General features: G+C 62.0%; 22 protein-coding genes. 5 read left to right on the top strand and 17 right to left on the bottom strand.

From position 1 onward, the window contains the following. Positions 1–129 precede the first annotated feature (129 nt). Positions 130–2,406 (bottom strand): polyribonucleotide nucleotidyltransferase, encoded by a 2,277-nt coding sequence (locus AB0O87_RS09030; RefSeq protein ID WP_363514405.1) that lies wholly within the window; start codon positions 2,404–2,406, stop codon positions 130–132. 362 nt (positions 2,407–2,768) lie between these two features. Between AB0O87_RS09030 and AB0O87_RS09025 the strand changes: the two genes are divergently transcribed. Continuing rightward, positions 2,769–4,079 (top strand): UDP-glucose/GDP-mannose dehydrogenase family protein, encoded by a 1,311-nt coding sequence (locus tag AB0O87_RS09025; RefSeq protein WP_363514402.1) that lies wholly within the window; start codon positions 2,769–2,771, stop codon positions 4,077–4,079. Between the two features lie 31 nt (positions 4,080–4,110). On the opposite strand, the gene AB0O87_RS09020 is transcribed toward AB0O87_RS09025, so the two are convergent. Continuing rightward, positions 4,111–6,051 carry a glycosyltransferase gene (locus AB0O87_RS09020; protein ID WP_363514399.1) on the bottom strand — a complete coding sequence of 647 codons (1,941 nt, stop codon included), beginning with the start codon at positions 6,049–6,051 and terminating at the stop codon, positions 4,111–4,113. A 148-nt stretch (positions 6,052–6,199) separates the two neighbouring features. Here AB0O87_RS09020 and AB0O87_RS09015 point away from each other — a divergent pair, with 148 nt between their 5' ends. Continuing rightward, positions 6,200–6,376 carry a DUF5302 domain-containing protein gene (locus AB0O87_RS09015; protein WP_363514396.1) on the top strand — a complete coding sequence of 59 codons (177 nt, stop codon included), beginning with the start codon at positions 6,200–6,202 and terminating at the stop codon, positions 6,374–6,376. Between the two features lie 64 nt (positions 6,377–6,440). Here the strand turns inward: AB0O87_RS09015 and AB0O87_RS09010 are convergent, their stop codons facing one another. Both AB0O87_RS09010 and AB0O87_RS09005 read right to left on the bottom strand, forming a co-directional pair. Further along, complete coding sequence (locus AB0O87_RS09010; protein WP_363514393.1) at positions 6,441–7,085, bottom strand: FMN reductase; 645 nt, start codon at positions 7,083–7,085, stop codon at positions 6,441–6,443. Between the two features lies 1 nt (position 7,086). Then, positions 7,087–8,316, bottom strand: a complete 1,230-nt coding sequence (locus AB0O87_RS09005; protein ID WP_363514390.1) for an LLM class flavin-dependent oxidoreductase — start codon at positions 8,314–8,316, stop codon at positions 7,087–7,089. An 85-nt stretch (positions 8,317–8,401) separates the two neighbouring features. On the opposite strand from AB0O87_RS09005, the gene AB0O87_RS09000 reads away from it, so the two are divergent. After that, the gene (locus AB0O87_RS09000) at positions 8,402–9,532 is read left to right on the top strand and encodes an acyltransferase family protein (protein WP_363514387.1); all 1,131 of its coding nucleotides are present in this window, start codon (positions 8,402–8,404) and stop codon (positions 9,530–9,532) included. Positions 9,533–9,537: 5 nt separating this feature from the next. Here AB0O87_RS09000 and efeB read toward each other — a convergent pair whose 3' ends face one another. From efeB to efeU, 3 genes are read right to left on the bottom strand one after another with little or no spacing between them, the layout of a single operon-like run. Continuing rightward, the gene (gene efeB, locus AB0O87_RS08995) at positions 9,538–10,833 is read right to left on the bottom strand and encodes an iron uptake transporter deferrochelatase/peroxidase subunit (protein ID WP_363514384.1); all 1,296 of its coding nucleotides are present in this window, start codon (positions 10,831–10,833) and stop codon (positions 9,538–9,540) included. A gap of 6 nt (positions 10,834–10,839) precedes the next feature. Next, complete coding sequence (gene efeO, locus AB0O87_RS08990; RefSeq protein ID WP_363514381.1) at positions 10,840–12,072, bottom strand: iron uptake system protein EfeO; 1,233 nt, start codon at positions 12,070–12,072, stop codon at positions 10,840–10,842. Continuing rightward, a complete protein-coding gene (gene efeU, locus AB0O87_RS08985; RefSeq protein ID WP_363514378.1) occupies positions 12,069–13,013 on the bottom strand; it encodes an iron uptake transporter permease EfeU in 945 nt (314 codons plus the stop codon). Before efeU ends, efeO begins: the two co-directional genes overlap by 4 nt. Before the next feature lie 146 nt (positions 13,014–13,159). On the opposite strand from efeU, the gene AB0O87_RS08980 reads away from it, so the two are divergent. After that, the gene (locus AB0O87_RS08980) at positions 13,160–14,164 is read left to right on the top strand and encodes a 2-oxoglutarate and iron-dependent oxygenase domain-containing protein (RefSeq protein ID WP_363514375.1); all 1,005 of its coding nucleotides are present in this window, start codon (positions 13,160–13,162) and stop codon (positions 14,162–14,164) included. Between the two features lie 13 nt (positions 14,165–14,177). Here AB0O87_RS08980 and AB0O87_RS08975 read toward each other — a convergent pair whose 3' ends face one another. From AB0O87_RS08975 to AB0O87_RS08950, 6 genes are all read right to left on the bottom strand, one after another. Continuing rightward, a complete protein-coding gene (locus AB0O87_RS08975; RefSeq protein ID WP_363514372.1) occupies positions 14,178–14,492 on the bottom strand; it encodes a transcriptional regulator in 315 nt (104 codons plus the stop codon). After that, positions 14,485–15,366: a hypothetical protein gene (locus AB0O87_RS08970; RefSeq protein WP_363514369.1), complete on the bottom strand. Its 882-nt coding sequence runs from the start codon at positions 15,364–15,366 to the stop codon at positions 14,485–14,487. Before AB0O87_RS08970 ends, AB0O87_RS08975 begins: the two co-directional genes overlap by 8 nt. Before the next feature lie 181 nt (positions 15,367–15,547). Continuing rightward, positions 15,548–15,817, bottom strand: a complete 270-nt coding sequence (gene rpsO / locus AB0O87_RS08965; protein ID WP_363514366.1) for a 30S ribosomal protein S15 — start codon at positions 15,815–15,817, stop codon at positions 15,548–15,550. 128 nt (positions 15,818–15,945) lie between these two features. Next, positions 15,946–16,500, bottom strand: a complete 555-nt coding sequence (locus AB0O87_RS08960; RefSeq protein ID WP_363514363.1) for a YceI family protein — start codon at positions 16,498–16,500, stop codon at positions 15,946–15,948. 178 nt (positions 16,501–16,678) lie between these two features. Continuing rightward, positions 16,679–17,047: an FKBP-type peptidyl-prolyl cis-trans isomerase gene (locus AB0O87_RS08955; protein ID WP_363514360.1), complete on the bottom strand. Its 369-nt coding sequence runs from the start codon at positions 17,045–17,047 to the stop codon at positions 16,679–16,681. Positions 17,048–17,281: 234 nt separating this feature from the next. Further along, on the bottom strand, positions 17,282–18,523 hold the full coding sequence (locus tag AB0O87_RS08950) for a PrsW family intramembrane metalloprotease (RefSeq protein WP_363514357.1): 1,242 nt from the start codon (positions 18,521–18,523) through the stop codon (positions 17,282–17,284). 89 nt (positions 18,524–18,612) lie between these two features. Here AB0O87_RS08950 and AB0O87_RS08945 point away from each other — a divergent pair, with 89 nt between their 5' ends. Then, entirely contained in the window at positions 18,613–19,482 is an 870-nt protein-coding gene (locus tag AB0O87_RS08945) for a fumarylacetoacetate hydrolase family protein (protein ID WP_363514354.1), read from the top strand. Between the two features lie 72 nt (positions 19,483–19,554). Here the strand turns inward: AB0O87_RS08945 and AB0O87_RS08940 are convergent, their stop codons facing one another. The 4 genes from AB0O87_RS08940 to AB0O87_RS08925 form a co-directional block, all read right to left on the bottom strand. Then, complete coding sequence (locus AB0O87_RS08940) at positions 19,555–21,015, bottom strand: aspartate ammonia-lyase (RefSeq protein WP_363514351.1); 1,461 nt, start codon at positions 21,013–21,015, stop codon at positions 19,555–19,557. 61 nt (positions 21,016–21,076) lie between these two features. Continuing rightward, a complete protein-coding gene (locus AB0O87_RS08935) occupies positions 21,077–21,997 on the bottom strand; it encodes a phosphodiesterase (RefSeq protein WP_363514348.1) in 921 nt (306 codons plus the stop codon). A gap of 53 nt (positions 21,998–22,050) precedes the next feature. Next, positions 22,051–22,386 (bottom strand): peptidase, encoded by a 336-nt coding sequence (locus AB0O87_RS08930; protein WP_363514345.1) that lies wholly within the window; start codon positions 22,384–22,386, stop codon positions 22,051–22,053. After that, positions 22,383–23,744, bottom strand: a complete 1,362-nt coding sequence (locus AB0O87_RS08925) for an inorganic phosphate transporter (RefSeq protein WP_363514342.1) — start codon at positions 23,742–23,744, stop codon at positions 22,383–22,385. Before AB0O87_RS08925 ends, AB0O87_RS08930 begins: the two co-directional genes overlap by 4 nt. Positions 23,745–23,761: the final 17 nt, after the last annotated feature.

The raw sequence follows: 23,761 nt of genomic DNA, 5'->3' as shown, positions 1-23,761 counted from the left end.
TTCGAGGATTGCCCTGACCATTACTGGGAACGGCGAGAAAACGTCTAATAACGATTCGGTCACATCAGATACGACAGAACCCGGGCCCGCCCTGTACGGACGGACCCGGGTTCTGGTGAGGCGTTGGCCTTACTCGGCAGCGGCATCCTCTGCCGGAGCGGCGTCGGCGGCAGGTGCATCGTCGAGCACAGGCTCAAGCGAGAGCTTGCCACGGTCATCGATCTTCGTGATCTTCACGAGGATCTTCTGGCCGACCGAGAGTACGTCATCGACGTTCTCCACCCGCTTGCCACCGGCGAGCTTGCGCACCTCGGTGACGTGCAGCAGGCCATCCTTGCCCGGAAGCAACGAGACGAATGCGCCGAAGGTGGCGATCTTCACGACGGTGCCGAGGAACTGCTCCCCGATCTCCGGGTTGGTCGGGTTCGCGATGGCGTTCACCTGGGCACGGGCCGCCTCGGCCGAAGGCCCGTCGGTTGCGCCGATGTAGACGGTGCCGTCTTCCTCGATAGAGATCTGCGCGCCGGTCTCGTCCTGGATCGAGTTGATCGTCTTGCCCTTCGGGCCGATCAGCTCACCGATCTTGTCGACCGGGATCTGCACGCTGATCACGCGAGGCGCGGTGGGCGCCATCTCATCAGGAGCGTCGATCGCAGCGTTCAGAACGTTGAGGATCGTCAGACGAGCGTCACGGGCCTGCGTAAGCGCGCCGGTGAGCACCGATGTCGGGATTCCGTCGAGCTTCGTGTCCAGCTGAATAGCCGTCACGAACTCGCTGGTACCTGCAACCTTGAAGTCCATGTCGCCGAGAGCGTCTTCTGCTCCCAAGATGTCGGTGAGCGCCGCGTAGCGGGTCTCACCGTTGACCTCGTCGGAGACAAGACCCATCGCGATACCTGCAACGGGAGCGCGCAGCGGCACACCGGCGTTGAGCAACGACAGCGTCGAAGCGCACACAGAACCCATCGACGTGGAACCGTTGGAGCTGAGAGCCTCAGACACCTGACGGATTGCGTACGGGAATTCTTCGCGGCTCGGCAGCACCGGCACGAGTGCGCGCTCGGCAAGGAAGCCGTGCCCGATCTCGCGACGCTTCGGCGAACCTACTCGACCGGTCTCACCCGTCGAGTAGGGCGGGAAGTTGTAGTGGTGCATATAGCGCTTGCTCGTGGTCGGAGACAGCGAGTCAATCTGCTGCTCCATCTTGAGCATGTTCAGCGTGGTGACACCCATGATCTGGGTCTCGCCGCGCTGGAAGATCGCAGAGCCGTGGACGCGAGGAATGACCTGCACCTCTGCGTCCAGCGGACGGATGTCTGCCAAACCGCGGCCGTCGATACGAGCGCCCTCGGTGAGGATGCGACCGCGGACGATCTTCTTGGTGACCGACTTGTAGGCGGCGGAGAACTCGAGCGGAGCCGCGGCGGGAAGCGTTCCAGCCTCGGTAGCCTCGATAAGCTCAGCCTTGACGCGATCCTTGATTGCGTCGTCCGCTGCCTGGCGCTCGGCCTTGTCGGCGATCTGGTAGACGCTGGTGAGATCGTCGAATGCGCGCTCTGCCACGAAGTTGTAGACCTCGTCGCTGTGTGCAGGGAAGACCGGGTAGACGCCCGGCTCCTTCGATGCGGTCGCAGCAAGCTCAGCCTGTGCCTTGACCAGCTGGGCGATGAAAGGCTTCGAAGCTTCGAGGCCCTGGGCAACGACGTCTTCGTTGGGCTTCGTAGCGCCAGCCTTGATCAGGTTCCAGCTGCCCTCGGTAGCCTCGGCCTCGACCATCATGATGGCGACGTCTTCTGTGCCATCGGACTTGGTGACGACGCGTCCAGCGACGATCAGGTCGAACACTGCCTCAGAGACCTGCTCAGCAGTCGGGAATGCAACCCACTGGTCGGCGTGCTCGCCCTGGCCAGCGATGAACGCGAGGCGCACACCGGCGACAGGACCGGAGAACGGCAGACCGGAGATCTGCGTCGACGCAGATGCTGCGTTGATCGCGAGCGCGTCGTAGAACTCGCCTGGAGCGATCGAGAGAACGCTGATGACGATCTGAACCTCGTTGCGGAGGCCGTTCACGAACGACGGGCGCAACGGGCGGTCAATCAGGCGGCAGACGAGGATGGCTTCTGTCGAGGGGCGTCCTTCACGGCGGAAGAACGAGCCAGGGATCTTGCCTGCGGCGTACGAGCGCTCTTCAACGTCGACCGTCAGCGGGAAGAAGTCAAAGCCCTCACGCGGGTGCTTTCCTGCGCTCGTGGCCGAGAGGAGCATGGTCTCGCCGTCAAGGTAGGCGGCGACTGCGCCCTGAGCCTGCTGCGCGAGGCGGCCGGTCTCGAAGCGGATGGTGCGGGTGCCGAAGCGGCCGTTGTCGAGAACGGCCTCGGTGGCGGTGATTTCTGGACCTTCCAAGAGGTCTCTCCTTCTTTGTTTAGACTCGCGAATCCATATGACGCGCGAGCGTGTTCAAAGGAGCGGAACGGAAGGGTTCGGGCGCGCGGGCACTCCCGCGAATGTCACCTGCGCTGGCCACCAGTAGAAAGCCACCCGGCTTCTCCCGCCGAGGAACCCACCACAGGGGACCAGCTTCTCTGCCGCTCGCTCCATGAGTCGATATGAAGTTGTGAAGTTGGCACAAGCCAACCCCGTCAACCCTACCAGCGCGTTCCTCAGATCACGCGGCTTTGCTGGCATTTCAGAGGAGCCATGTCCTGGCCATCATCCGTTCATCGCACAGATGCCGGCTCGTGGCGCGTCTGCGCTGTGGTGATTCCATGCGCATGTCAGTGATTGGCTGCGGTTACCTCGGTGCCGTACATGCCGCCGCGATGGCCTCTATCGGACACGACGTCATCGGGATCGACGTCGACGAGCAAAAGGTTGCCGCTCTGGAGGCGGGAACAGCCCCCTTCTTCGAGCCCCAGCTGCCGGAGCTTCTTGCTGCAGGCATAAAGTCTGGACGCCTGAGGTTCAGCACGGAGATGGCGGACGCGGAGGGGTGTGAAGTGCACTTCCTCGCCGTAGGCACCCCCCAAATCGCCGGTGGCCACGCCGCGGACCTCCGGTATGTAGACGCGGCGGTTGCCGGCCTCATCCCCTACCTGCGAGCCGGTGACGTAGTGGCAGGTAAGTCAACGGTTCCTGTGGGGACCGCGACGGCACTGGTGAGTCAGCTCGCTGACAGCGGGGCAACCTTGGTCTGGAACCCCGAGTTTCTTCGAGAGGGGTGGGCGGTACATGACACTCTGACGCCCGACAGGCTGGTTGTCGGCGCCGAAGCAGACGGCGCAGGCGAGCGTGCTGTCGCGGTGATTCGTGAGGTCTATGCAGAGGCCATCGCTGCAGGCACGCCATTTCTCGTGACAGATCTCGCCACTGCAGAGCTCGTCAAGGGCGCCGCGAACGCATTCCTCGCCACCAAGATCTCGTTTATCAACGCAATGGCAGAGCTCGCCGAAGCCTCAGGCGCGGACGTGACCCTGCTCGCTGATGCGCTGGGGTACGACACGCGGATCGGCAGGCGCTACCTGGGCGCCGGTATCGGGTTCGGCGGAGGGTGTCTCCCGAAAGACATCCGCGCGTTCACGGCGCGCGCGGAAGAGTTAGGGCGGGGCGATGCGGTCGGGTTTCTGCGCGAGGTCGACACCATCAATCTCCGCCGTCGCGATCGAGCGGTAAGCCTCGTCGTCGACGCTCTCGGCGGGCTGGTATTCGGCCGCCGCATTGCTGTGCTTGGTGCGGCGTTCAAGCCGTTCAGCGATGACATTCGCGACTCCCCCGCCCTGGATGTTGCTGTGCGTCTGCGCGGCTTGGGTGCCGACGTCATCGTGACCGACCCCGCGGCGATTGAAAATGCAAAGTCGGCGCATCCTCAGCTTGGCTATACACAAAGTCGCGACGAAGCTCTGCGAGAGGCAGATGCCGTCGTGGTCGTGACGGAGTGGGATGAGTACCGACGCGACCTCACTCCCGAACACGCAGGAGGACTGGTGCGGGGACGGATCATCGTCGATGGCAGAAATTGTCTCGACTCCGATGCCTGGCGCGCAGCGGGATGGCAGTATCACGGCATGGGACGTCGCTGACGGCCCCATGCGTCGCGCAGGCGAGGCGAGGTCAGTGTGCGACCGTCTGCTGTGTGCTCGACGAGCGTCCAAGATAGATGTAGTCGTGGTGCTTCGCGGATCGACCGTCGCCGGCTGCCTTGCCATGCAAGCGGCGCCAGACCCACGGCAAAGCGTGGGTGAGCCACCACGCACCCGTCGTAATCGGTTCATGCTCGTGCATTGCGGCGTCTAGCGCCCCCAGCGCCTCTGCGTCAGGCACACCCAGAATCTCGCCAGCGCGGTACGCGAGAAAACGATGCCCTCGGCTACTCAAGTGCACAAGATCCTCTCCCCAATGCGGACGCTCAGCCAGCTCGGGATACAGATCGGTGTCGACCAAAATGGCGCCGGTTCGCGCCGCGACACCAGACAGTGCGGTCGCAAATGCTGCGAACCTCCTGGTGTAGATCGATGCCGCGCGCCGTCCGGGAAGAAACGGCGTCACCAACAACACATCGGCTCCGATGTTTCGTAGTTGAGCCACCGCACTCTCTACTTCCGCGGCGAGCGCGGAAATATCGACGTGATGTTTGACCATGTCGTTTGCACCGATCAAGATCGAGACGAGGTCGGGGCGGAGTTTCAGTGCCTGAGGGAGCTGGACCTGGGTGAGGTCGCGAACACGTTTTGAGCGTATGGCGAGGTTCGCGTAGTGGAGTTCGCCGCGTGCGGAGAGCAGCAGTGCAAGACGGTCGGCCCACCCGCGCAGTGCTCCATCTGGGGCGGGGTCGCACAGCCCCTCCGTAAGCGAGTCGCCGAGCGCCACGTAGCGTCGCCATTGTGCGGGGCGTGCAGGCACTGACGGCTCTGGCCTTGTGGCACGGCGAGCGCGCGCTTGCGTATCAACTCCGTGGAGTGTTGTCGCCTCTTCGAAGTAGTCAAGGAGCTGGTCGCAGACGGTCTCCCAGCTGCGGTGCTGGACCGCGTCTCTGCCCGCTTCACCGAAGGCACGGCGTTTACGCGCGTCGCCGGCGAGATCGGTCACCCTATTTCGCATATCGTCGAGGTCCCCTGGGCGGTAGAGCCAGCCGTCGATTCCCATGCGCACGAGGTCGAGTGGTCCGCCGCGGCCGGTGGCGATCACGGGGATGCCGCTGGCGTGGGCTTCTTGCAGCGTCTGCCCGAAGGTCTCGCTTTCTCCTGGGTGTACGAAGAGGTCAAAGGATGCCATTGCGGCGGCTAGGTCGGTGCCGTCGAGGTGGCCGAGAAAAATGGCATCTGGGAGGAGTGTTTCCAGACGCGCTCTGCTGGGTCCGTCGCCCACGATCACGAGGCGCGATCCCGGGATGTCACGGAGTGCGGCGAGGTCTTCGACTTGTTTTTCTGGTGCGAGACGCCCGACGTAGCCGATGACTACGTCGGCATTCCAGGTAGATCGGAGCGCGGGGTCGCGTCTGGTTGGTTGGAAGCGTTCGGCATCGACGCCTCGTCCCCATCGTCTGACGCGGTCTACTCCCAGCTCTGCCAACTGTCGTGCTGACTCGGCAGAGGGCACCAGCGTCATGGTGGCGCGTCTGTGTAGTCGGGCGATGTGGGTCTGTGCGAGGGCTGTTGTTGCGGCCACGCCGTACCGCTCGGTGTATGCGGCGACGTCGGTTTGGTACGCCGAGACAGCGGGGATGTTGAGGCGTTCGGCTGCCAGCACTCCGCGCCATCCGAGGGCGAATGGGGATGCCAGGTGCACAATGTCTGGCTGGAACTCTCGGAGCGATGAGGCGATATAGCGCGCACTGGAAGTTCCGACCCTGACGTGTCGGTACCCCGGGAGCGGAATGCTGGGGATGGCCGTTACCTGCGCGCCGTTGACTTCCGAGGGAGCGCCGTTCGCCGCAGGGGCGAGGACGTGCGCAGTGTGGCCTCGCCGTTCCAGGTGACGCAAGATCTGCAACACCGATCCGGTGACGCCGTTCATGTGGGGAAGGAAGGATTCCGCGACGATCGCTACTCTCACACGCCAAGGATGCCTGCGGAGTGCCGTCTCTGTGGCGGAGAATCACCTTTCGTACCGGATGTTCACCAGATGCTGGGGAGTGCGTCACCCGCTATCCGGTCTTTGGCTATGGCGTGCTTCGCGATAGCTGGTGCTCTAGGCTCAGGGCATGAGCACCGAAGAAGGCGCGGCCTCCCCTGAGGAGATGAAGCGCAAGTTCAAGGAAGCGCTCGAGAAGAAGAATGCGCACCACCGGCAGGGCGAGGCACACCTCGACGGAGACTCCGCCGTGCACAGTGCCGCCGCCCCGCAAACGCGGCGCGAGTTCCGACGCAAGAGCGGTTGACCACACGGATGCGGGAGCCGCTTTGTTGGACTCCCGCATCCCTCACTCGTGATCGTCGTGCGGGTCACTCCCCCGCGAGCCCACCCAGCAGGTGTCCGAATGAGCGTCCCTCACCCAGATATGTCGCGGGGTCGTATGGGTCGACGGCGGAGAGAGAATCGCGGCGAGCGATGGCGTCTGCCAGCTCCTGCGCTCCCTTCTGCACTCGTTTGCCGAGCGTGGCCACCTGGTCACCGGAGCCACCCCAGTCGCTCGAGGCCGCAAAGACTCCACTAGAGACGGGTTCCGCGTGCATGTAGGCGAACAGCGGCCTGATCGCGTAGTCGATTGCGAGTGAGTGGCGTGCGGTCCCCGCATTGGCCCCGATCAATACGGGTTTGCCGGTGAGCGCGTCAGGGTCGAGAACGTCGATGAACGATTTGAACAGGCCGGAATAGCTCGTGGAGAAGATCGGTGTGACGGCGATAAGTGCGTCAGCAGAGACAACCGTGTTGATGGCCGTCTCTAGCGCTGGCGGCGCAAAACCGGTCAGCATGTTGTTTGTAATGTCGTGCGCATAGTCACGCAACTCGATCACGTCGACACTCGCCTCGATGTCTTTCTCCGCGAGTTTCTTTACGGTCTCGGCCGCGAGCTTGTCTGCCAGCATCCGAGTCGACGATGGATTCGAAAGGCCAGCTGAGACGACCGCGATACGTCGCACATTCATTTCAGTTCTCCTTGTGTCCGAGGCCCAGCCCCGCGCCAGCAGCTGCGGGGGCGTCGTCTTGGTATGGCGAGTCCCCTGTGAGGTTGTCTCCGCGATTGGCGCCAGGTCGCGCCTGGCGGGTGGGCCCGTCTCCGAACTCTGCGGCAACTCGGGCCGCGTGAGTCGGCGCATTCGGTACCGATGCCGGGCGGTTCTTGGCAAGTTCTTTACGTAGCACTGGCACCACCTCGGCGCCGAGAATGTCGAGTTGCTCCAGCACCGTTTTCAGCGGAAGGCCAGCGTGATCAATCAAGAACAGCTGGCGTTGGTAGTCCCCGTAGTAGTCCCGCATGGCGGCGTAGCGATCAATCACCTGCTGCGGGGAACCGACGGTGAGCGGAGTCATCTCGGTGAAGTCCTCCATGCTCGGACCGTGCCCGTACACCGGTGCGTTATCGAAGTAAGGGCGGAACGTGTTCACTGCGTCTTGGGAGTTCGCTGCCATGAACACTTGCCCGCCGAGCCCGACGACCGCCTGCTCCCTGGTGCCGTGTCCGTAGTGCTCGAAGCGCTGCCGATACAGCTCAATGAGCCGCTGGTAGTGCTCCTTGGGCCAGAAGATGTTGTTGGCGAAGAAGCCGTCGCCATAGTAGGCAGCTTGTTCAGCGATCTCCGGTGTGCGGATCGATCCGTGCCAGACAAAAGGCGCAATGCCATCGAGTGGACGCGGCGTCGAGGTGAAGCCTTGCAACGGCGTACGGAATTTTCCTTCCCAGTCCACCACGTCCTCGCGCCACAGCTTGTGCAAAAGTGCGTAGTTCTCGATCGCGAGCGGTAGCCCCTGACGAATGTCCTGTCCGAACCAGGGGTAGACAGGGCCCGTGTTCCCCCGGCCGAGCATGAGATCCATGCGTCCGTCTGAAACGTGCTGGAGCATCGCGTATTCTTCCGCGATACGCACAGGGTCGTTTGTGGTGATGAGGGTCGTCGATGTCGAAACGATCAGGCGCTGTGTCTGGGCAGCAACGGAGGCCAGGAACGTGGCGGGGCTCGAAGACCAGAACGGCGGGTTGTGATGCTCTCCGACCGCGAACACATCGAGGCCGACCTCTTCCGCATGCCGAGCGATAGCCGTCGTCGCTTTGATGCGCTCTTGTTCGCTGGGGGTGATGCCGGTGGTGGGGTCGCGGGTGATGTCGCTGACCGACATGATGCCGAACTGCATCGCCTGCGCGTCTGACTGCTCGTTCATGATCTCTCCGTGTCCATTCTATTCATTTGCATGTATCTGTGAGAACGCGCTAAGAACAACTTTATTCCCGCTGTAATCTCGAACAATGAGCAGTACCGGGGCGGATACTTCAGGGCCCACCACAGGGACAGTTGCGCGCAAGCGCCGGCGGGTGCCGTTCTGGGACAACGCCAGGTATGCCTGCATCGTGCTCGTTGTTTTCGGTCACGCGATCCAGCGCCTCACTTATGACTCCGACATCGCGTTCGCGGTGTACCTCGCGCTTTATGCATTCCACATGCCAGCGTTCGCGATCATCTCCGGATACTTCTCCAAGTCTTCTTCCCCCACCAAGACTCAGATGGCGCGAGTGATCACCGACATCCTGGTGCCCTACGTAATCTTCGAAGCTCTGTGGACACTGACCAAGTGGCTCATCGAGGGGCAAGCGAACCCCAACATCACGACGCCGAGTTGGACGCTATGGTTCTTGCTGGCGCTCGGCATCTTCCGCCTCGTACTGCCGTATCTCGCGTTGTTGCGCTGGCCGTTGCTGTGGACCGTCATAATTTCGGTCGGCGTGGGCTACATGCCCAACGTCGACAGCACGTTCTCCCTCTCGCGCACGCTTGGTTTGTTGCCTTTCTTTGCTCTCGGCTGGTGGTTGCGTGAGCACGATGTCGTCGAGCGCTTCCGACTTCTCGACTTCCGCCCTTGGTGGCTGCGCCTCAGCGCCGTCGCCGTCCTCGCTGCCACCGGATGGGCCGCGTGGAAATGGCTGCCGCTCTGGCAAGCAATCGACCTCCGGCACTGGCTGTTCTATGAAGAGTCGTACGCGGACCTCGGCGGCGAGCAGTGGTGGGCCGGTGCCAGCCGTATCGCGCTGATGATGCTCGCTGTCGTGCTTAGCGCCGCGTTCTTCGCGCTCGTGCCGCGAGGAGGACACTGGTGGACGTCATTCGGCCAGTACACGATGTACGTCTTCCTGCTGCACTCGTTCGTGCTGTACCCGTTCCGCGAAAGCGGGGTGCTGCGAAACCTCGAGCCGACTTGGATCTGGCTCCCCATCGTCACCGTGTTGTCGGTACTGATTGCCCTCGCGCTCGCCACCAAACCGGTCAGGCTGGTCTTTCGACCCCTCGTTGAGCCGCGACCGCGCTGGCTTTTCACCGATCCTGCACTTGCCTCACGAGAAGGCCGTCGAAACGACCCGACGGGTTCACGACGCTCGCCGTGACCCCGCTACGCAAAAAGTTCAGCGCCGACGTACGAGCCAGCGCTGGCGCCTGCAGGTACTGCCCAGATACCCGAACCCACATGCTGGATGTACTCGTTCATCAAGTCTGTCGACAGCTTTCGCTGTAGGGCGATGAACTGCGCAGGATCCCGTTGATACGACAGAAAAAATAACCCCGCATCCAGGCGTCCGAGGGTGTTGTTTCCGTCGACGTAGTTGTATCCGCGGCGGAGAATGCGCACTCCATCGTTTTGATCCGGGTGCGCGAGCCGCACATGGCTGTGCGCATCGATGGCGGCCGAGCTGAAATCGGGCTCGGTAAACTCATCGCCGCCGGAGAGCGGAGCCCCCTCCCCCTTGTCGCGTCCGATGATCGAGTCCTGTTCGGAGAGACGCACTCGATCCCACGTCTCAATCAGCATCGCGATCTTGCGCGCAACGAGATACGACCCGCCAGCGAGCCACGCTGGCTCGTCGTCTGAACCGACCCACACACTCTCCGCGAGCGCCGCAGAGTCGTCCGCGAGGATATTCGCCGTGCCGTCCTTGAAACCGAAGAGGTTTCTTGGGGTGGCCTGGGCGGCCGTCGTACGGGAGGTCTTACCGAATCCGAGCTGCGACCACCTCAACCGTGCACGCCCGAATGCGATGCGGCTCAAATTTCGAATCGCGTGCACCGCCACCTGCGGATCATCAGAGCAAGCCTGGATGCAGAGGTCTCCGTGGGAGTTTTCTGGGTCGAGATCATCTCCCAGAAAAGCGGGCAGTCGCTCCAAACCTGCGGGTTTGCGCGCGGCAATCCCGTACCGGTCACCCTCTTCATTCTCAAACAATCCGGGGCCGAACCCGAAGGTGAGCGTGAGACCAGCGGCCGGGAGTCCTAGCGCCTCACCTGTGTCATCTGGTGGCGCGTCTGCGGAGCCACCAACGGCGCCGCTTGCACTCACCTCCAGGCCCTGCGACATCCGCGAAGCAGCATATGACCAGTCCTGCAACAACGAGATCAGGTCGTCACGATCGGTACGCGGCATCATGTCAAAGCTCGCAAAGTGCAGATGATCCTGCACTGGGGTCGTAATGCCCGCCTGGTGTGCTCCGAAAAACTCGTACGCAGAGTGCGCGTCTTCTGCGGCGCGCGCGCGTCCCAATGCCACCCCGCCTGCAAGGCCCGCACCGGCGCCCACTGCAAGGCTCGCAACACCGCCACCGATGGCGAGGCCAAGAAGGCCTCTCCTACTGAGGCCTTGCGGTGTCGATGCTTCGTCCACGTCCGTGACCGCTTCCGTTCTGTCTGTGCTCAACGCTGATCAGTCGAGCACGGTGCTGGTCAGCTGCGAGAGCGGCTCTGCCAGGGCATTGATGAGATCAGTGAACTCGCGCTTATCCTCATCTGTCAGCTCGTCGTAACTGACGAAGCCGTCAGACAACGATCCGTGAGCCGCGAGCGACTCGTCGAGCGCTTCGTATCCGTCCTCAATCTCTGTGACGAGCGCTTGCCCCTCTTCGCCCTGCGAAACCGCGAAATCCTGTACAAGCGAGAATGCCATTTTGGAGCCCTCAACATTGGCTGCGAAGTCGTAGAGGTCTGTGCCAGACCACCAATCCTCTTCCCCAGAAATCTTGCCTGTGGCAACCTCATCCAGCAGAGCAATCGCCCCATTGGAGATGCCGCCGATTCCCTGGTCATCGAGAGCGGTCGTCAAATCGTCCGAGTGGACGTAGTCGTAGAGCTCCTGCACGTCAGCCAGCAGAAGATCGCCGTAGTCTGCTCGCTCTTCCGGCGTGGAAGGCGCCCAATCTTGCCACGCAGGAGTCTCCCCGTCGGAGTTCAGAGCGCCTTGCTCCGGCACCCACAGGTCTTTCTCGATGCGGTGGAACCCTGTCCACTCCAGGTCCTCTGCGACGGCGTCGACCTCGCGGTAGTCAATGCGCGGGTCGAGATCGCCGAGGGCCTCCGCTACCGGCTCGATACGCTCGTAGTACGCGCGCACCTGCGGGAACATCGTCCGTGCGGCTTCATCATCACCGGACTCATACGCTGCGACGAAGTCTTCGACAGCGGGGACAAGCTGTCCAACCTGATCCTTCACGAACGCGGCGTACAGATCGACAGCCTGCTGCTTCTGCTCGGCGTCAGGTCCGTCAACTTCGACGCGATCACCGGAGACGCTGAACGCAGTCTTGCCGATGCCATCGCCGATCATTCCCGGCTTGCAGAGGGTGAAGTACTCCCCCGGTTGGGCAACCACAGTAAGAGTGCGAGATGCCGCTGGTGCGATGTTCTCCACCTCACCGACGATGCGCAGTCCATCTTCCGCGAGCAGGTAAAACTCTGAAATCTGATCGGTGTCGTTGGTGACATCGAACGTGAGGGTCCCGCTCTGCGCAGTCGAGGCGGAAACTGCACAGTCACTGTCTGTCGAAGAAACATCGAAAGCTCCGGTGGCCGCTGCATCACTCTTCGCCACACAACCGCTCAAAACGAGGGCCGCGGCTCCCGTCGCCGCCATAACCCCGAGGATTCGGTGAGAGTTTGTCATGCTGCTCCTAGCTGTGAGAGAGAGGGAGAATCGGAAGATTGGGTAGTTTTGGTGGCCGGTTTCAGCGGGGTCTTTGCGCGAAATCCACGAAGGTAGAGACCACCGACGATCACGACGTACCCCACCCAGGCGATGACCTGTATCCATGTCATAGCCGGCATGAACCCCACGGTCGCTTGCAAGACGGAAGCAAGCGCCCCACCGGGAGCAATCACCGCAGAGACATCAAAGGCCCAACCGAAAGGGAAGGCTGCCCAGCCGACGGCGACCCCGCCGGTGACAGCGTCGATGGGTGCAAGAGCCGTGAATGGTCCGGGCACAACGCCAGCCTCTTGGAGATCCATCAGGGCATAAGCCAGCACTCCGGCGGCGACAATCACGAGGAAGCCCCCTGTCCAGGCAAAAAAGCGACGCAAGTCGAGTCGCAACGCTCCACGAGAAATCAGCGCGCCGATGACCACGGCCGTCAGCAAACCGAGCAACGCCCCCAGCAGGGCTGACGGTGCATCGCCAAACGATTGCACCATCGACCACAGCAGCAGAGTGGTCTCGATCCCCTCCCGCGCAACCGACACGAAGCCGATGGCGATGAGCCCCCACAAGCTGCCCTCGGTGAGAGCGCGGTCGATCCCGCTTTCAAGCGTCGCCTTCATGGTGCGCCCTGCACGCTGCATCCAGAAGATCATCCAGGTGACCATCGCAACGGCGAGCAGCGACAGGCTCCCGCCGATGAGTTCCTGGGCTTGGAAGGTGAGTTCGTAGGCGCCGAAGGTGAGCACAGCGCCGATACCCAGCGCTAGCGCAACGGCGAGGCCTACCCCCGCCCACATCTTAGGAAGGGCGTCCTGCCGACCGAGGCGACGGAGGTATGCGACCAGGATGCCGACGACAAGGGCGGCCTCGAGCCCTTCGCGGAGTCCGATGAGAAAAGTGGCAAGCACAGAGAAACCCTCTAGTGATAAGTGAGGTAAGGCATCCCTTACCTCAAAGACCTTAGCACTGTGGATGCCGCGTCTCCGACGTGAAACAAAAGTAACCAAACGCAACAGAGCGCCCCGCAGGTGAAAAACAGACTTACGCTCAGTCCATGGCTGAACTTTCGCTCCCCATCCTCGACCTGTCACAGCTTGACGAAGGCCCCGCTGCCGCGGCGCGGTTCCGTAACGACCTCCGGACCGCAACGCATGACGTCGGCTTCTTTTACCTCACAGGCACCGGGATCTCCCCGGAACTTGAAACACGCCTGCACCGTGCGGCGCTCGACTTCTTCGCCCTCCCCGAGGCAGACAAGCTCGCAATCGAGAATGTGAACAGCCCGCACTTCCGCGGATACACCCGCATCGGCGGCGAACGAACCCAGGGAGAGGTCGACTGGCGCGAGCAGATTGACATCGGCCCCGAACGCGAACCCGTCGACGGCGGCCCCGCGTTCAATCGCCTGATCGGCCCCAACCTATGGCCTGCCACTCAGCCGGAGTTGCGCGATGTCGTCGAGGAGTGGCATGACGCGCTTGCTGAAATCGCGAGAAAGCTCCTTCGCGCCTGGGCACAAACACTGGGTGCCGAAGAAACATACTTCGACGAGCACTTCGGAGAGCCCTCGACGCTCATCAAAATCGTTCGCTATCCAGGAACCCATGAGCCGGAGCCACAACAGGGCGTCGGAGCACACAAAGACTCTGGAGTGCTCACGCTGCTTTGGGTTGAGCCGGGACGAGGCGGTCTTCAAGTCGAACGCGATGGCAGTTGGGTTGACGCTCCCCCGGTGCCCGGGGCCTTCGTTGTCAATATCGGCGAACTGCTGGAGTACGCCACCGGAGGCTACCTCAAGGCAACAAACCACCGAGTGGTGTCACCCCGTGCACCAGAGGAGCGCATCTCGATTCCGTTCTTCTTCAATCCGGCACTCGACAAGAGCCTGCCCCTGATTGACCTGCCACCCGAGCTCGCCGCCGACGCCAAGGGCGTGACAGAAGACCCCCGCAATCCCATCCACGCTCTCCACGGAGACAACGCCCTGAAATCACGCCTGCGGGCGCACCCCGACGTGGCAGCGATCCATCATCCAGACCTGGTGAACGCCGCCGTCTGACGCCGCCACGGGGCTATGCCCTACCGCTTGCAATCTCTTCTAAGGCGTTGAGGTGCGCGACGAATGCGTCGTCGCCCAGAAGCGTCGCGCACACCCAGCTCTGCGAAAAATCGCCGAGCGTCTCCTTGCGCACCTTGACGCAATGCGCGGCGCGCAGAGCATTGATCGCGCCGCTCAACGCCGCACTCTCGCACTGCAAAACCCGTCGAAGAGTGCGGAATTCCAGTTCTACATTTCCCGTGAGCGCTGCCATCACCGAAAACACAAGCGGCGACGCGAAAACATCGTCAAGCCGGGAATCATCATGCGTCACTCCGGTGCTACGCATCGAGGTCGCGCCCCTCTACCCTCGACGCCGCCCACAGCGACACTGCGATGGCTGCCCCGGAGACGAGATAAACGGGGGGCGCGAAGGACGCACCATCAGGAGTCGGAATCTGAAGCACGAAAACGAGTCCGACACTCGCCGCACACACACAAATGTGTGGCCACCGCCACGAGGCACCGATCAGCCGCAACGCCACAGCCGAGGCGGGAGCTGAGAACCACACGACCAACATCAGCAGCAACCCGGACAGAATCGCACTGCGAATATTCTCATCTCGCACCGCACCAAGCGCGGTCGCAATGCCCAACACAATGCCGACAGCGACAGTTGCCCAACCGATGCCCGGAGTTAGTGCAGCTCGCGGTGGGGAAAATGGTGGCGGACCGGAAGACGCGCGGACAAGTTTGCGGACCCCGCTTCCCCCCATACTGAGAAAAACGAAAGCAGCAGGAAGCATGTTCCACGCGCCTGGCAGAGCGGAACCGTTGAAAATAAGCCACAGGAAAAGAAACAGCATGACGGGAAAGAGCACGATAGAGCCGACCCGCACGAGTCGCCGTTTGGGCTTTGCCTTCGACGGCCGCTCCCCACGCGCGATGATCCCGTCAAGAATCTGCCCCATGAGGAGCAGCGGCACCATTAGCGTCTGGAATGCGGTCAATGCCGTTCCCTGCTTCATAGCGGCGGAGAAGATCGCAATGAAGCCAGCAACGAAGACAGCTTGCAGGATTGTTCCCCATGCTGATGCGCGGCCGTCGACGATCCGCTGTCGCCGCTCGCGGATTGCCGCGGCGTGATCCAAGTACCGACGCGCGGTTTCTGCGCCTGGTGCGGCCAATAGCTCATGATCGAATTCGGCTACGTGCTCCACCATCGCCCCCCGGCGCCTGTTCTGCAGATCATCCTGCGATGAACCCTATTTCTAGGCGACGAGGGAAGCGAAGTCAAGACGACACTGTCGTCTAAACCATTAAAGAAAACACGAAGGCCGCCCCACACCGTGGGGCGGCCTTCTCAAGAATGTTCTGCGCGATTGCACGCAGGGTCGCAGTGTCTCAGCGACGAAGCCCGAGACGCTCGATCAGCGCGCGGTAACGCGCGATGTCGATGTCCTGGAGGTAGCTGAGGAGACGACGGCGCTGACCAACCATCAGGAACAGGCCACGACGCGAGTGGTGGTCGTGCTTGTGCTCCTTCAGGTGTTCGGTGAGGTCTTTGATGCGCTGCGTCAGCATTGCGACCTGCACCTCGGGGGATCCGGTGTCACCGGGGTGCGTCGCGTACTCTTCCATGATCGCCTTCTTGGCGTCTGATTCGAGTGGCATAGATGGGATCCCCTTTCAGTTCGTTGCGCGGCGCCCAACGCCTAATGCGTGAGCTCTCTTTATCCGCGGCCGATCAAACGGCAACCTAAAGAGTCTACCAGTCGGAGAACGTCGCAGACGACACATACTTAGCCTTGCTGCAGTGCGCCCTGAAGGTCGAGGGTGATCGTGACATCTTTGCCCACCAAGACGCCACCAGTCTCCAGCGCCGCGTTCCAGGTGAGGCCGAAGTCTTCCCTGTTGATCACAGCCTTGGCAGATGCTCCCGCCTTGTAGTTGCCGTACGGGTCAGTGCCGAAGCCGCCGAAGTCGAGCTCGAAGCTCACGGGCTGAGTGATGCCCTTGATGGTGAGATTCCCATCGACGACAAGGTCGCCCCCATCGACGCGCGTGCCCGTCGACACGAACTCCATCGTGGGGAAGTTCTCTGTGTCGAAAAAGTCGGCCGATCGCAGGTGCGCATCCCGACCCTCATCGTTGGTGTCGACCGATGTCACATCCACACTCGCCTCAACCTTGGCCTCCAGCGGGTTTTCGGGTGCGATCAGTGTGGCGCTTTTCACACCGAAACTGCCGCGCACCTTCGAGATCATCATGTGGCGAACACTAAACGTGACCTCGCTGTGGGAAGGGTCAAGTACCCAGGTGCCTGAGCGGTAGCCGGGGATGTCGATGCTGGTCATGATTTCTCCTCTGGGGTGGTCAGCCGCAGTGCGGCAACGCGAGTTGTCGCGATCGCCGCGACACCTAAGCCAACTTGCATTCAGATGCATATATTCCCGTGGTGGGCAGATACGCCGCTTACAACAAAAGGCGCCCCTCTTCCGAAGAAGAGCGGCGCCTTTTGAGTCGGAAGGCGAATTAGCCAACCGCAACCAGATCGATGATGAAGATCAGCGTCTTTCCGGAAAGGAAGTGGCCACCACCGGCGGGACCGTATGCAAGGTGCGGCGGAACGATGAGCTCACGACGACCGCCCACCTTCATTCCAGGAATACCGTCTTGCCACCCCTGAATAAGCGCGGTGAGCGGGAACTGGATGGTCTCGCCACGGCTCCAGGAAGAGTCGAATTCTTCACCGGAATCGAACTCAACGCCCGCGTAGTGAACAGTCAGAGTGTCGCCGGGCTTCGCCTCGGCGCCGTCACCCTCGATGATGTCGCGGGTGACGAGCTCCGTGGGAGCCGGGCTGCTGGGGGCATCAAACTCAGGCTTTGTGCGATCAGTCATAGCTCTATCCAACCCGAGTCTGCCCAACCGGGTCAACGCGCGGGCACCTGCTCACAGCGAACGCACGTTCGACAGGCTCAGTGCACGCACGTTCGACAGGCTCAGTGCACGCGTTGGAAGAAGGTCTTGACAGCCGGAATCGCCGGGTGCACCCTGGTTACAGATCAACTCAGCGCTCGGGAGACTTGCCGGCATCGCCGCAGCACCGGGCGCTGAGTCTTGTTCTTTTCGCCGTCAGTACGCCAGCAGCGCGGCCCTGGTGGCACGGGAGCGGGTGAGTAGCGCACGCTCGTCTCCTACTGCCAAAGGATCGCGCCCGGTGATCGCACGCTGTCGCACTGCGGCAAGCGCCGTCGCGTCTGCGATGAACGAGCGCATGAGCGGTCGGCGGTCGCCACGCAACTGCGCAGCCCAGGCGAGACCTACCTTGCGCCCGGCAGGAGTCGCCAGCATGGTGACCTCCTCAGGCGTGAACCACCCTGCCGCCGCGTACTCCGCTAGTCGCGCTTGGGTGAGCCTGGCCTCTTCTCGGCGCAACGCAACGATCCCCAGGATGAATCCGATGAACAGTGGCATCTGAAGCGTGAAGTAGAGACCGAAGAAATCTGCAAACGTCGCGGAGCCATTCCACAGCGCGTGCAACAAGACGGCACCGACAGCTCCCAACGCCCCTGCACCAAACGCGGCAGCAACCGAACCATGCCGACGAGCGGCCAAACCAATCGCGAACCCCGTGACGGCGGTGAACATCGCATGTGCAAAAGGCGACAAGAGCCCGCGTACGACGAAGGTCACCGTCAGCTGCTGCCCGCCGCCCTCGATCAAACTCAAGCCGAAGTATTGAATGTTCTCCGTGAAGGCGAACCCTGCCCCCACCAAAGCGCCATACACGATGCCGTCGACGGGGCCGTCGAATGCCCGCCGAGCGAGTAGGAAGATAAGGAAGACCCCGAGGCCTTTCCAGATCTCCTCGACGAGCGGAGCTTGCACGACCGCCGCAAGAGCTTCTGACCGCGTGCCGAACAGGAGCGTCAACGCGGTATCAAAAAGCAGGGTGAGTCCGACTGCCGCGATAGCGCCCCAGGCCACAGCGAAGGCCACAAGTCGTTTGGGCTCCGGCTCCCACCGATCGATCAACCGGACCCCGAGAAACACGATCGTCAATGGGATAAGCGCAAGCACGAGTCCGACAACCGACGCATACGACCCCAGTGCCCACACGAAGTAACCGATAAGCGCGATCAAAATCAGCCCAAGCGCCCCAAACAACCAGGGTGACACCGTGCGACCTTTCTTGGTCGGCATAGGCAGCGAAGGCAACGACTCTGCCGGCGATGGCGCCACAGGCGCAGGCGGCGCATAAGGCGTCGGCTGCGCGAGCGGTGACACATACCGCTCAGGAGGAGGCGTATAGCCTGCGGGCGGAGGTGGATAGGGCGACGGCTGATGCGGGTACGACGGTCCTCCGGAACTCATAGGCAAAGCTTATGGGCACAAAGGGCAACGCTCGGATATGGCACTCCTCTCCTACCCGCTGGATGGCGCCTACCCGGTAGCGTAGAACCATGCGGTTCGCTCACCTGCGCCGTCCTGACTCTTCTCGCACGGTTCTTGCCGTTGTCGAGGGTCCGGACGCCATCCTCGTCTCTGATCTCTTGACCGACCCCCCTGCAACATTGCAGCAGCTGATCGAAAGAGGCGATGAGGCTCTCACCGCGCTGCGCGCTGCGCTAGCGCAGAACACCGCAGTGAAACACCCGCTCGGTGACTGGGTGTTCAGCTCAGCGGTCCTCGCTCCGCCCGCAGTACTCGCGGTCGGCCTGAACTACGCTGCGCACTCCAGCGAGCTCGGGTTGAAGACGGACGCTGCTCCGACAGTGTTCACCCTGTGGCCGAACTCACTTGCCGGTCACGAACAAACCACCTCCTGGCCGCGCAGCCTCAGCGAGGCGGTCGACTATGAGGCAGAACTCGGCGTGCTCATCGGGCCTCCCGCGAAAGATGTTGACGAGGCTCACGCCCTCTCCCATGTCTGGGGCTACACCGTGGTGAACGACATCACCGCCAGAAACATCCAGTTCTCTGAGGCGCAGTGGTCTCGTTGCAAGTCGTTCGATGGGTTTACCCCCACCGGGCCTTACGCCGTCACCGCCGATGAAGTAGCAGACCCACAAGACCTGCATATCTGGGCCGTTGTGGATGGGCACACTGTGCAGGATGCAAGCACCGATCAGATGGTGCGCTCGGTCGCGAAGCTGATCGCGCACCTTTCGCAGTCACTCACCCTGCTACCGGGAACCCTCATCTCTACGGGCAGTCCCGGCGGTGCGGGCTATTCGAGGGACCCACAGATCTTCCTGCGCGATCACTCGACCGTCACGGTCGGGATTGATGGGATTGGCGAGCTCACCACCCACTGCCGCATCACCGACTAAGACACGCTCATACACAATGAGGGGTGGATGCCGCGGCATCCACCCCTCATTGTGTATGTGATGTGTATGTGATCAGATCTCGGAGATGTCTTCTGGCCTGACGACCGGAATCGCTGCGGTGATTGTCTCCAGTCCGGAAAGCCGTGCGGGCGATAGTTGCTTGATAACCTCTTCGCGCGACATCAGCCCTGCCTCCACGACCAGGTCGGCGACACTGCGGTTCGTTAGCAGGGCTGTCTTGGCAAGAGCCGCGGCCGCCGCGTAGCCAATGAAGGGCGTCAGCGCGGTGATCACGCCGACCGATGCCCCCACAAGCGCACCCAACCGGTCATGGTTGGCAGTGATGCCATCAACGCAATTGACGCGCAGCGTCCACATTGCCTGACGCATCCAGGTGATGGACTGGAAAATTGAGTGCGCGATGACAGGCTCAAACGCGTTCAACTGCAGCTGACCTGCTTCTGCCGCCATCGTCACCGTCATGTCTGCTCCCGCGACGGCAAAGGCGACCTGGCTGACAACCTCCGGGATCACAGGGTTGACCTTGCCGGGCATGATGCTGGATCCTGCTTGCATGGCGGGGAGGTTGATCTCGCCGAACCCTGCCTGTGGACCAGAGGAAAGAAGACGAAGGTCGTTGCAGATCTTTGACAGCTTCATCGCGTTGCGCTTCAGCGTCGAAGAGAAAGACATGAAGGAGCCAGTGTCGCTTGTGGCTTCGACAAGGTCACCAGCGGTGCGCAGATCAAGTTCGGTGATCTGGCGAAGGTGCTTCAGCACTGACGGCGCGTAGCCGGGGTGCGTCGTGATGCCTGTACCGATCGCCGTGGCACCCATATTGATCTCGAACATGAGAGAGGCGTTCTCAGTGAGACGTTTGTGGTCATAGCCCAGAGTTGTGGCGAAGCCATTGAACTCCTGTCCGAGCGTCATCGGGACAGCATCCTGAAGCTGGGTACGGCCGACCTTCAGCACGTCGTGGAACTCGCGCGACTTTCCGAGGAACGACAGCCGAAGCAGATCAAGCTCTTCGAGAAGTGAGCGCAGCGTCAGCGACAAGCCAATCTTGACCGCCGTCGGGTACACGTCGTTCGTGGACTGGCTGCGGTTCGTGTGATCGATCGGAGACAGGAACGCGTAGTCCCCCTTCTCGCGCCCCGCCATCTCGAGCGCGATGTTGGTGATTACCTCGTTCGCGTTCATGTTTGTCGAGGTGCCAGCGCCACCCTGAATAACACCGACCGTGAACTGCTCGTGAAATTCGCCGTCGATGACCCGCTGCGCTGCACGATCAATCAAGTCCGCACGTTCGGGGTCAAGGACACCGATCTCACGATTGGCCCTGGCGCTGGCTTGCTTCACCATAGCCAACCCGACCACCAGGTCGGGGTAGACCGAAATAGGCCGTTTGGTAATCGGAAAGTTAGCGTCGGCGCGGGCGGTGTGAATCCCCCAGTACGCGTCGACAGGGATCTCCATGCTTCCGAGCGAATCGGTCTCGGTGCGGGTCTGGGCAGGCGCGGCAGAAGCCATGTCACATCCTCGTGGGTCGTGGCGGTTAAAGAAGGTGGGGGATGCGTCCAGTCTACGCCGGTCAGCGCGGCGACTTGCGGGAGAACGCTTCGAGTCGCTCTTCCGGTGTGAGCCTGGACATGCTCTCCAACCACGCGGCAGAGAAGGTGTCGCCGGTCTCGGCGTCTGTCACCGGGACGACGGTGTGCGTGATCGTATCCCGATATACGTGAACCAGTTGAAAGGCTTGCGCCGCATCCATGCCGTTTACGTCGGCAGCGGGGCGCGCCACATTCATCGTGTAACAGGTGGCTGAGGCGACGCTCACCGGCACGCCAGCAAACATCCCGTTCGAGGAGTAGTGCAGGTGGCCGGCAAGGATCCCCCGCACATCGGTGTCGCGAATCACCTCTGCAAGTTCGTCTTGGTGCCGCAGTTCCAAAATGTCGAACAGCGGCAAATGACTCGGGATCGGCGGATGGTGCATCGCTAGCAAGGTGCCCAGCGGAGCAGGCGTCGCTAGCACCTCGGAAAGCCACCCCAGCTGAGCCTCGTCGAGATCGCCATGGTGCCAACCAGGGACGCTAGTGTCTAACGCGATCAGCCGGAGGCCGCCCAAGTCGTGCACGCTCGTCACGGGCTGTTCGCTCGGCTCCAGGTCTAACAAGCCAGCACGGAGTGCTGGCCGTTCGTCGTGATTGCCTGCGACCCACACGATGGGTGCGCGCAGCTGCTCCGCCACCGGTTCGACGGCCGCACGCAGACGCCGGTACGCCTCCGGCTCCCCCAAATCGGTGAGATCGCCAGTGATGACGATCGCAGAAGGATGAGGATGCACTGCGCTGATGGCTTCGAGCGTGCGCGCAAAGTTTGTTTCGACGTCGTAGCGGCCGCCGAGATACGCATGCCCAGCGAGAAAGTGTGGGTCACTTACATGGACGATCACGTGTGACGCCGGCTCGTTGCGTCCGAAGACAAATGAGGAGTCGGTTCCTACAGACATGGCCTCAGCCTAAACGTAGGCACCGACTTTGTGCCCAAGATCCGTCTGCCTCGTCAGCGACCGATCACCAGTAGCAAAATTCCACTGATCACTGCGGCAGCGCACAGCGCGAAACACGCATAGGCGCCGACAAGCGCGAACAACTTCTGCCCCTCGGTCAACGGGCTCTTCCGCGCCGCTTTGGCCGCCTGCTTCTCTGCACGCTTGAGTTCTTTATCCGAAATCACCGTGATGGCGTCAGTGAACTCCGCAGGACTCACCACAGGGGCGCGGCCACTGCGCACGAGCAAACGGAGCCCGAGAGAGTAGAAGGTGACGATCGTGGCCGCAGCGGCAAGTGCGACAGCGAAAACCTGAAGAAAGGCGAGCCAGTCAATGACAACGTTCATTCGGACGCCTCATCTCTGTCTGCCTCTTTTGACGCCGTAGCACCGGGCGCCGAAGAGCCGCTCGCCTTCGCTGCGGCTTTCGCTTTTGACTTCGCCTTTTTCTGAGCTTTTGCCTGCTCTCGCGCCTCGGCGCGCGCCTTCGCCTCAGCCTTTGCCTGCGCAATGCGCTGCTGGCGACGAGTGGGCGGCGGCATGTCAGGAAGCTCGATCGCCATGCCAGACTCCGCGACGTCACTCATCGCGTTCGCTGAGGTGACGGCATCATGACGGGAACGCATGAAGAGCCCCAGGATGATCACAACAGCAAGAATCGCGTCGATGACCACACCCCATGTGCCGAACCACACCACCAAGATCGCTGCGAGAGCGCCTACCGCACCTGCGGCCGGGAGAGTCAGGAGCCATCCGATACCGATTCGTCCCACGGTCTTCCAACGCACGGTGGAACCGCGGCGACCGAGCCCGGATCCGATCACAGACCCTGATGCGACCTGCGTGGTGGAAAGCGCGAAACCAAGAGCGCTGGACGCAAGAATCGTGGCGGCCGTTGAGCTCTCGGCGGCAAAGCCCTGCGCGGGCTTGACGTCGGTGAGTCCCTTGCCGAGGGTCCGGATGATGCGCCAGCCACCCAGGTATGTGCCGAGTGCAATCGTGAATGCGCAGGCGACGATAACCCAGAGCTCAGGCTCGTGGCGCGCGCCAGACTGCCAGCCGATCGTGATCAGCGCGAGGGTGATGACTCCCATGGTCTTCTGCGCATCGTTCGTTCCATGCGCCAACGCCACCAGAGAAGAAGTGAAGATCTGGCCCCAACGGAAGCCGTCACGGCCATCTGGTTTTCCGTCGTAGCGTCGGGTCACGGAGTACGCGATCTTCGTGGCGGCGAAGGCAATCAGCCCGGCAGTGAGCGGAGCGATCAAGGCCGGCAGCACGATCTTCGACATCACCATCCCGAAATCGATGCCGCCGAGTCCTGCACCGACCAGGGTTGCTCCGATGAGCCCACCGAAGAGCGCATGCGAAGAACTCGATGGCAGCCCGAGCAACCAGGTGAGCATGTTCCACGTAATCGCGCCGATGAGGCCAGCGAAGATCAGCGCGAGGAACAGCTCAGCGCCCGCTCCGGCAATGGCATCTTCGTTGATGATGCCACCGGAGATGGTCTTCGCCACCTCAGTCGAGAGGAACGCACCGACGAGGTTCAGCAGAGCGGCAAGAAGGACGGCTGTTTTCGGCTTCAGCGCGCCGGTGGCGATCGGCGTCGCCATGGCATTCGCGGTGTCGTGAAAGCCGTTGGTGAAGTCGAAGAAGAGTGCCAGCGCAATAACGAGCACGACAATAAGGGCTGCGGTTTCCACCGTTCGCTTTCGGTCGA

The sequence above is a fragment of the Microbacterium sp. NPDC076768 genome (assembly GCF_040687205.1).
Lineage (GTDB): Bacteria > Actinomycetota > Actinomycetes > Actinomycetales > Microbacteriaceae > Microbacterium.
This window is presented reverse-complemented; position numbering and strand designations above follow the sequence as displayed.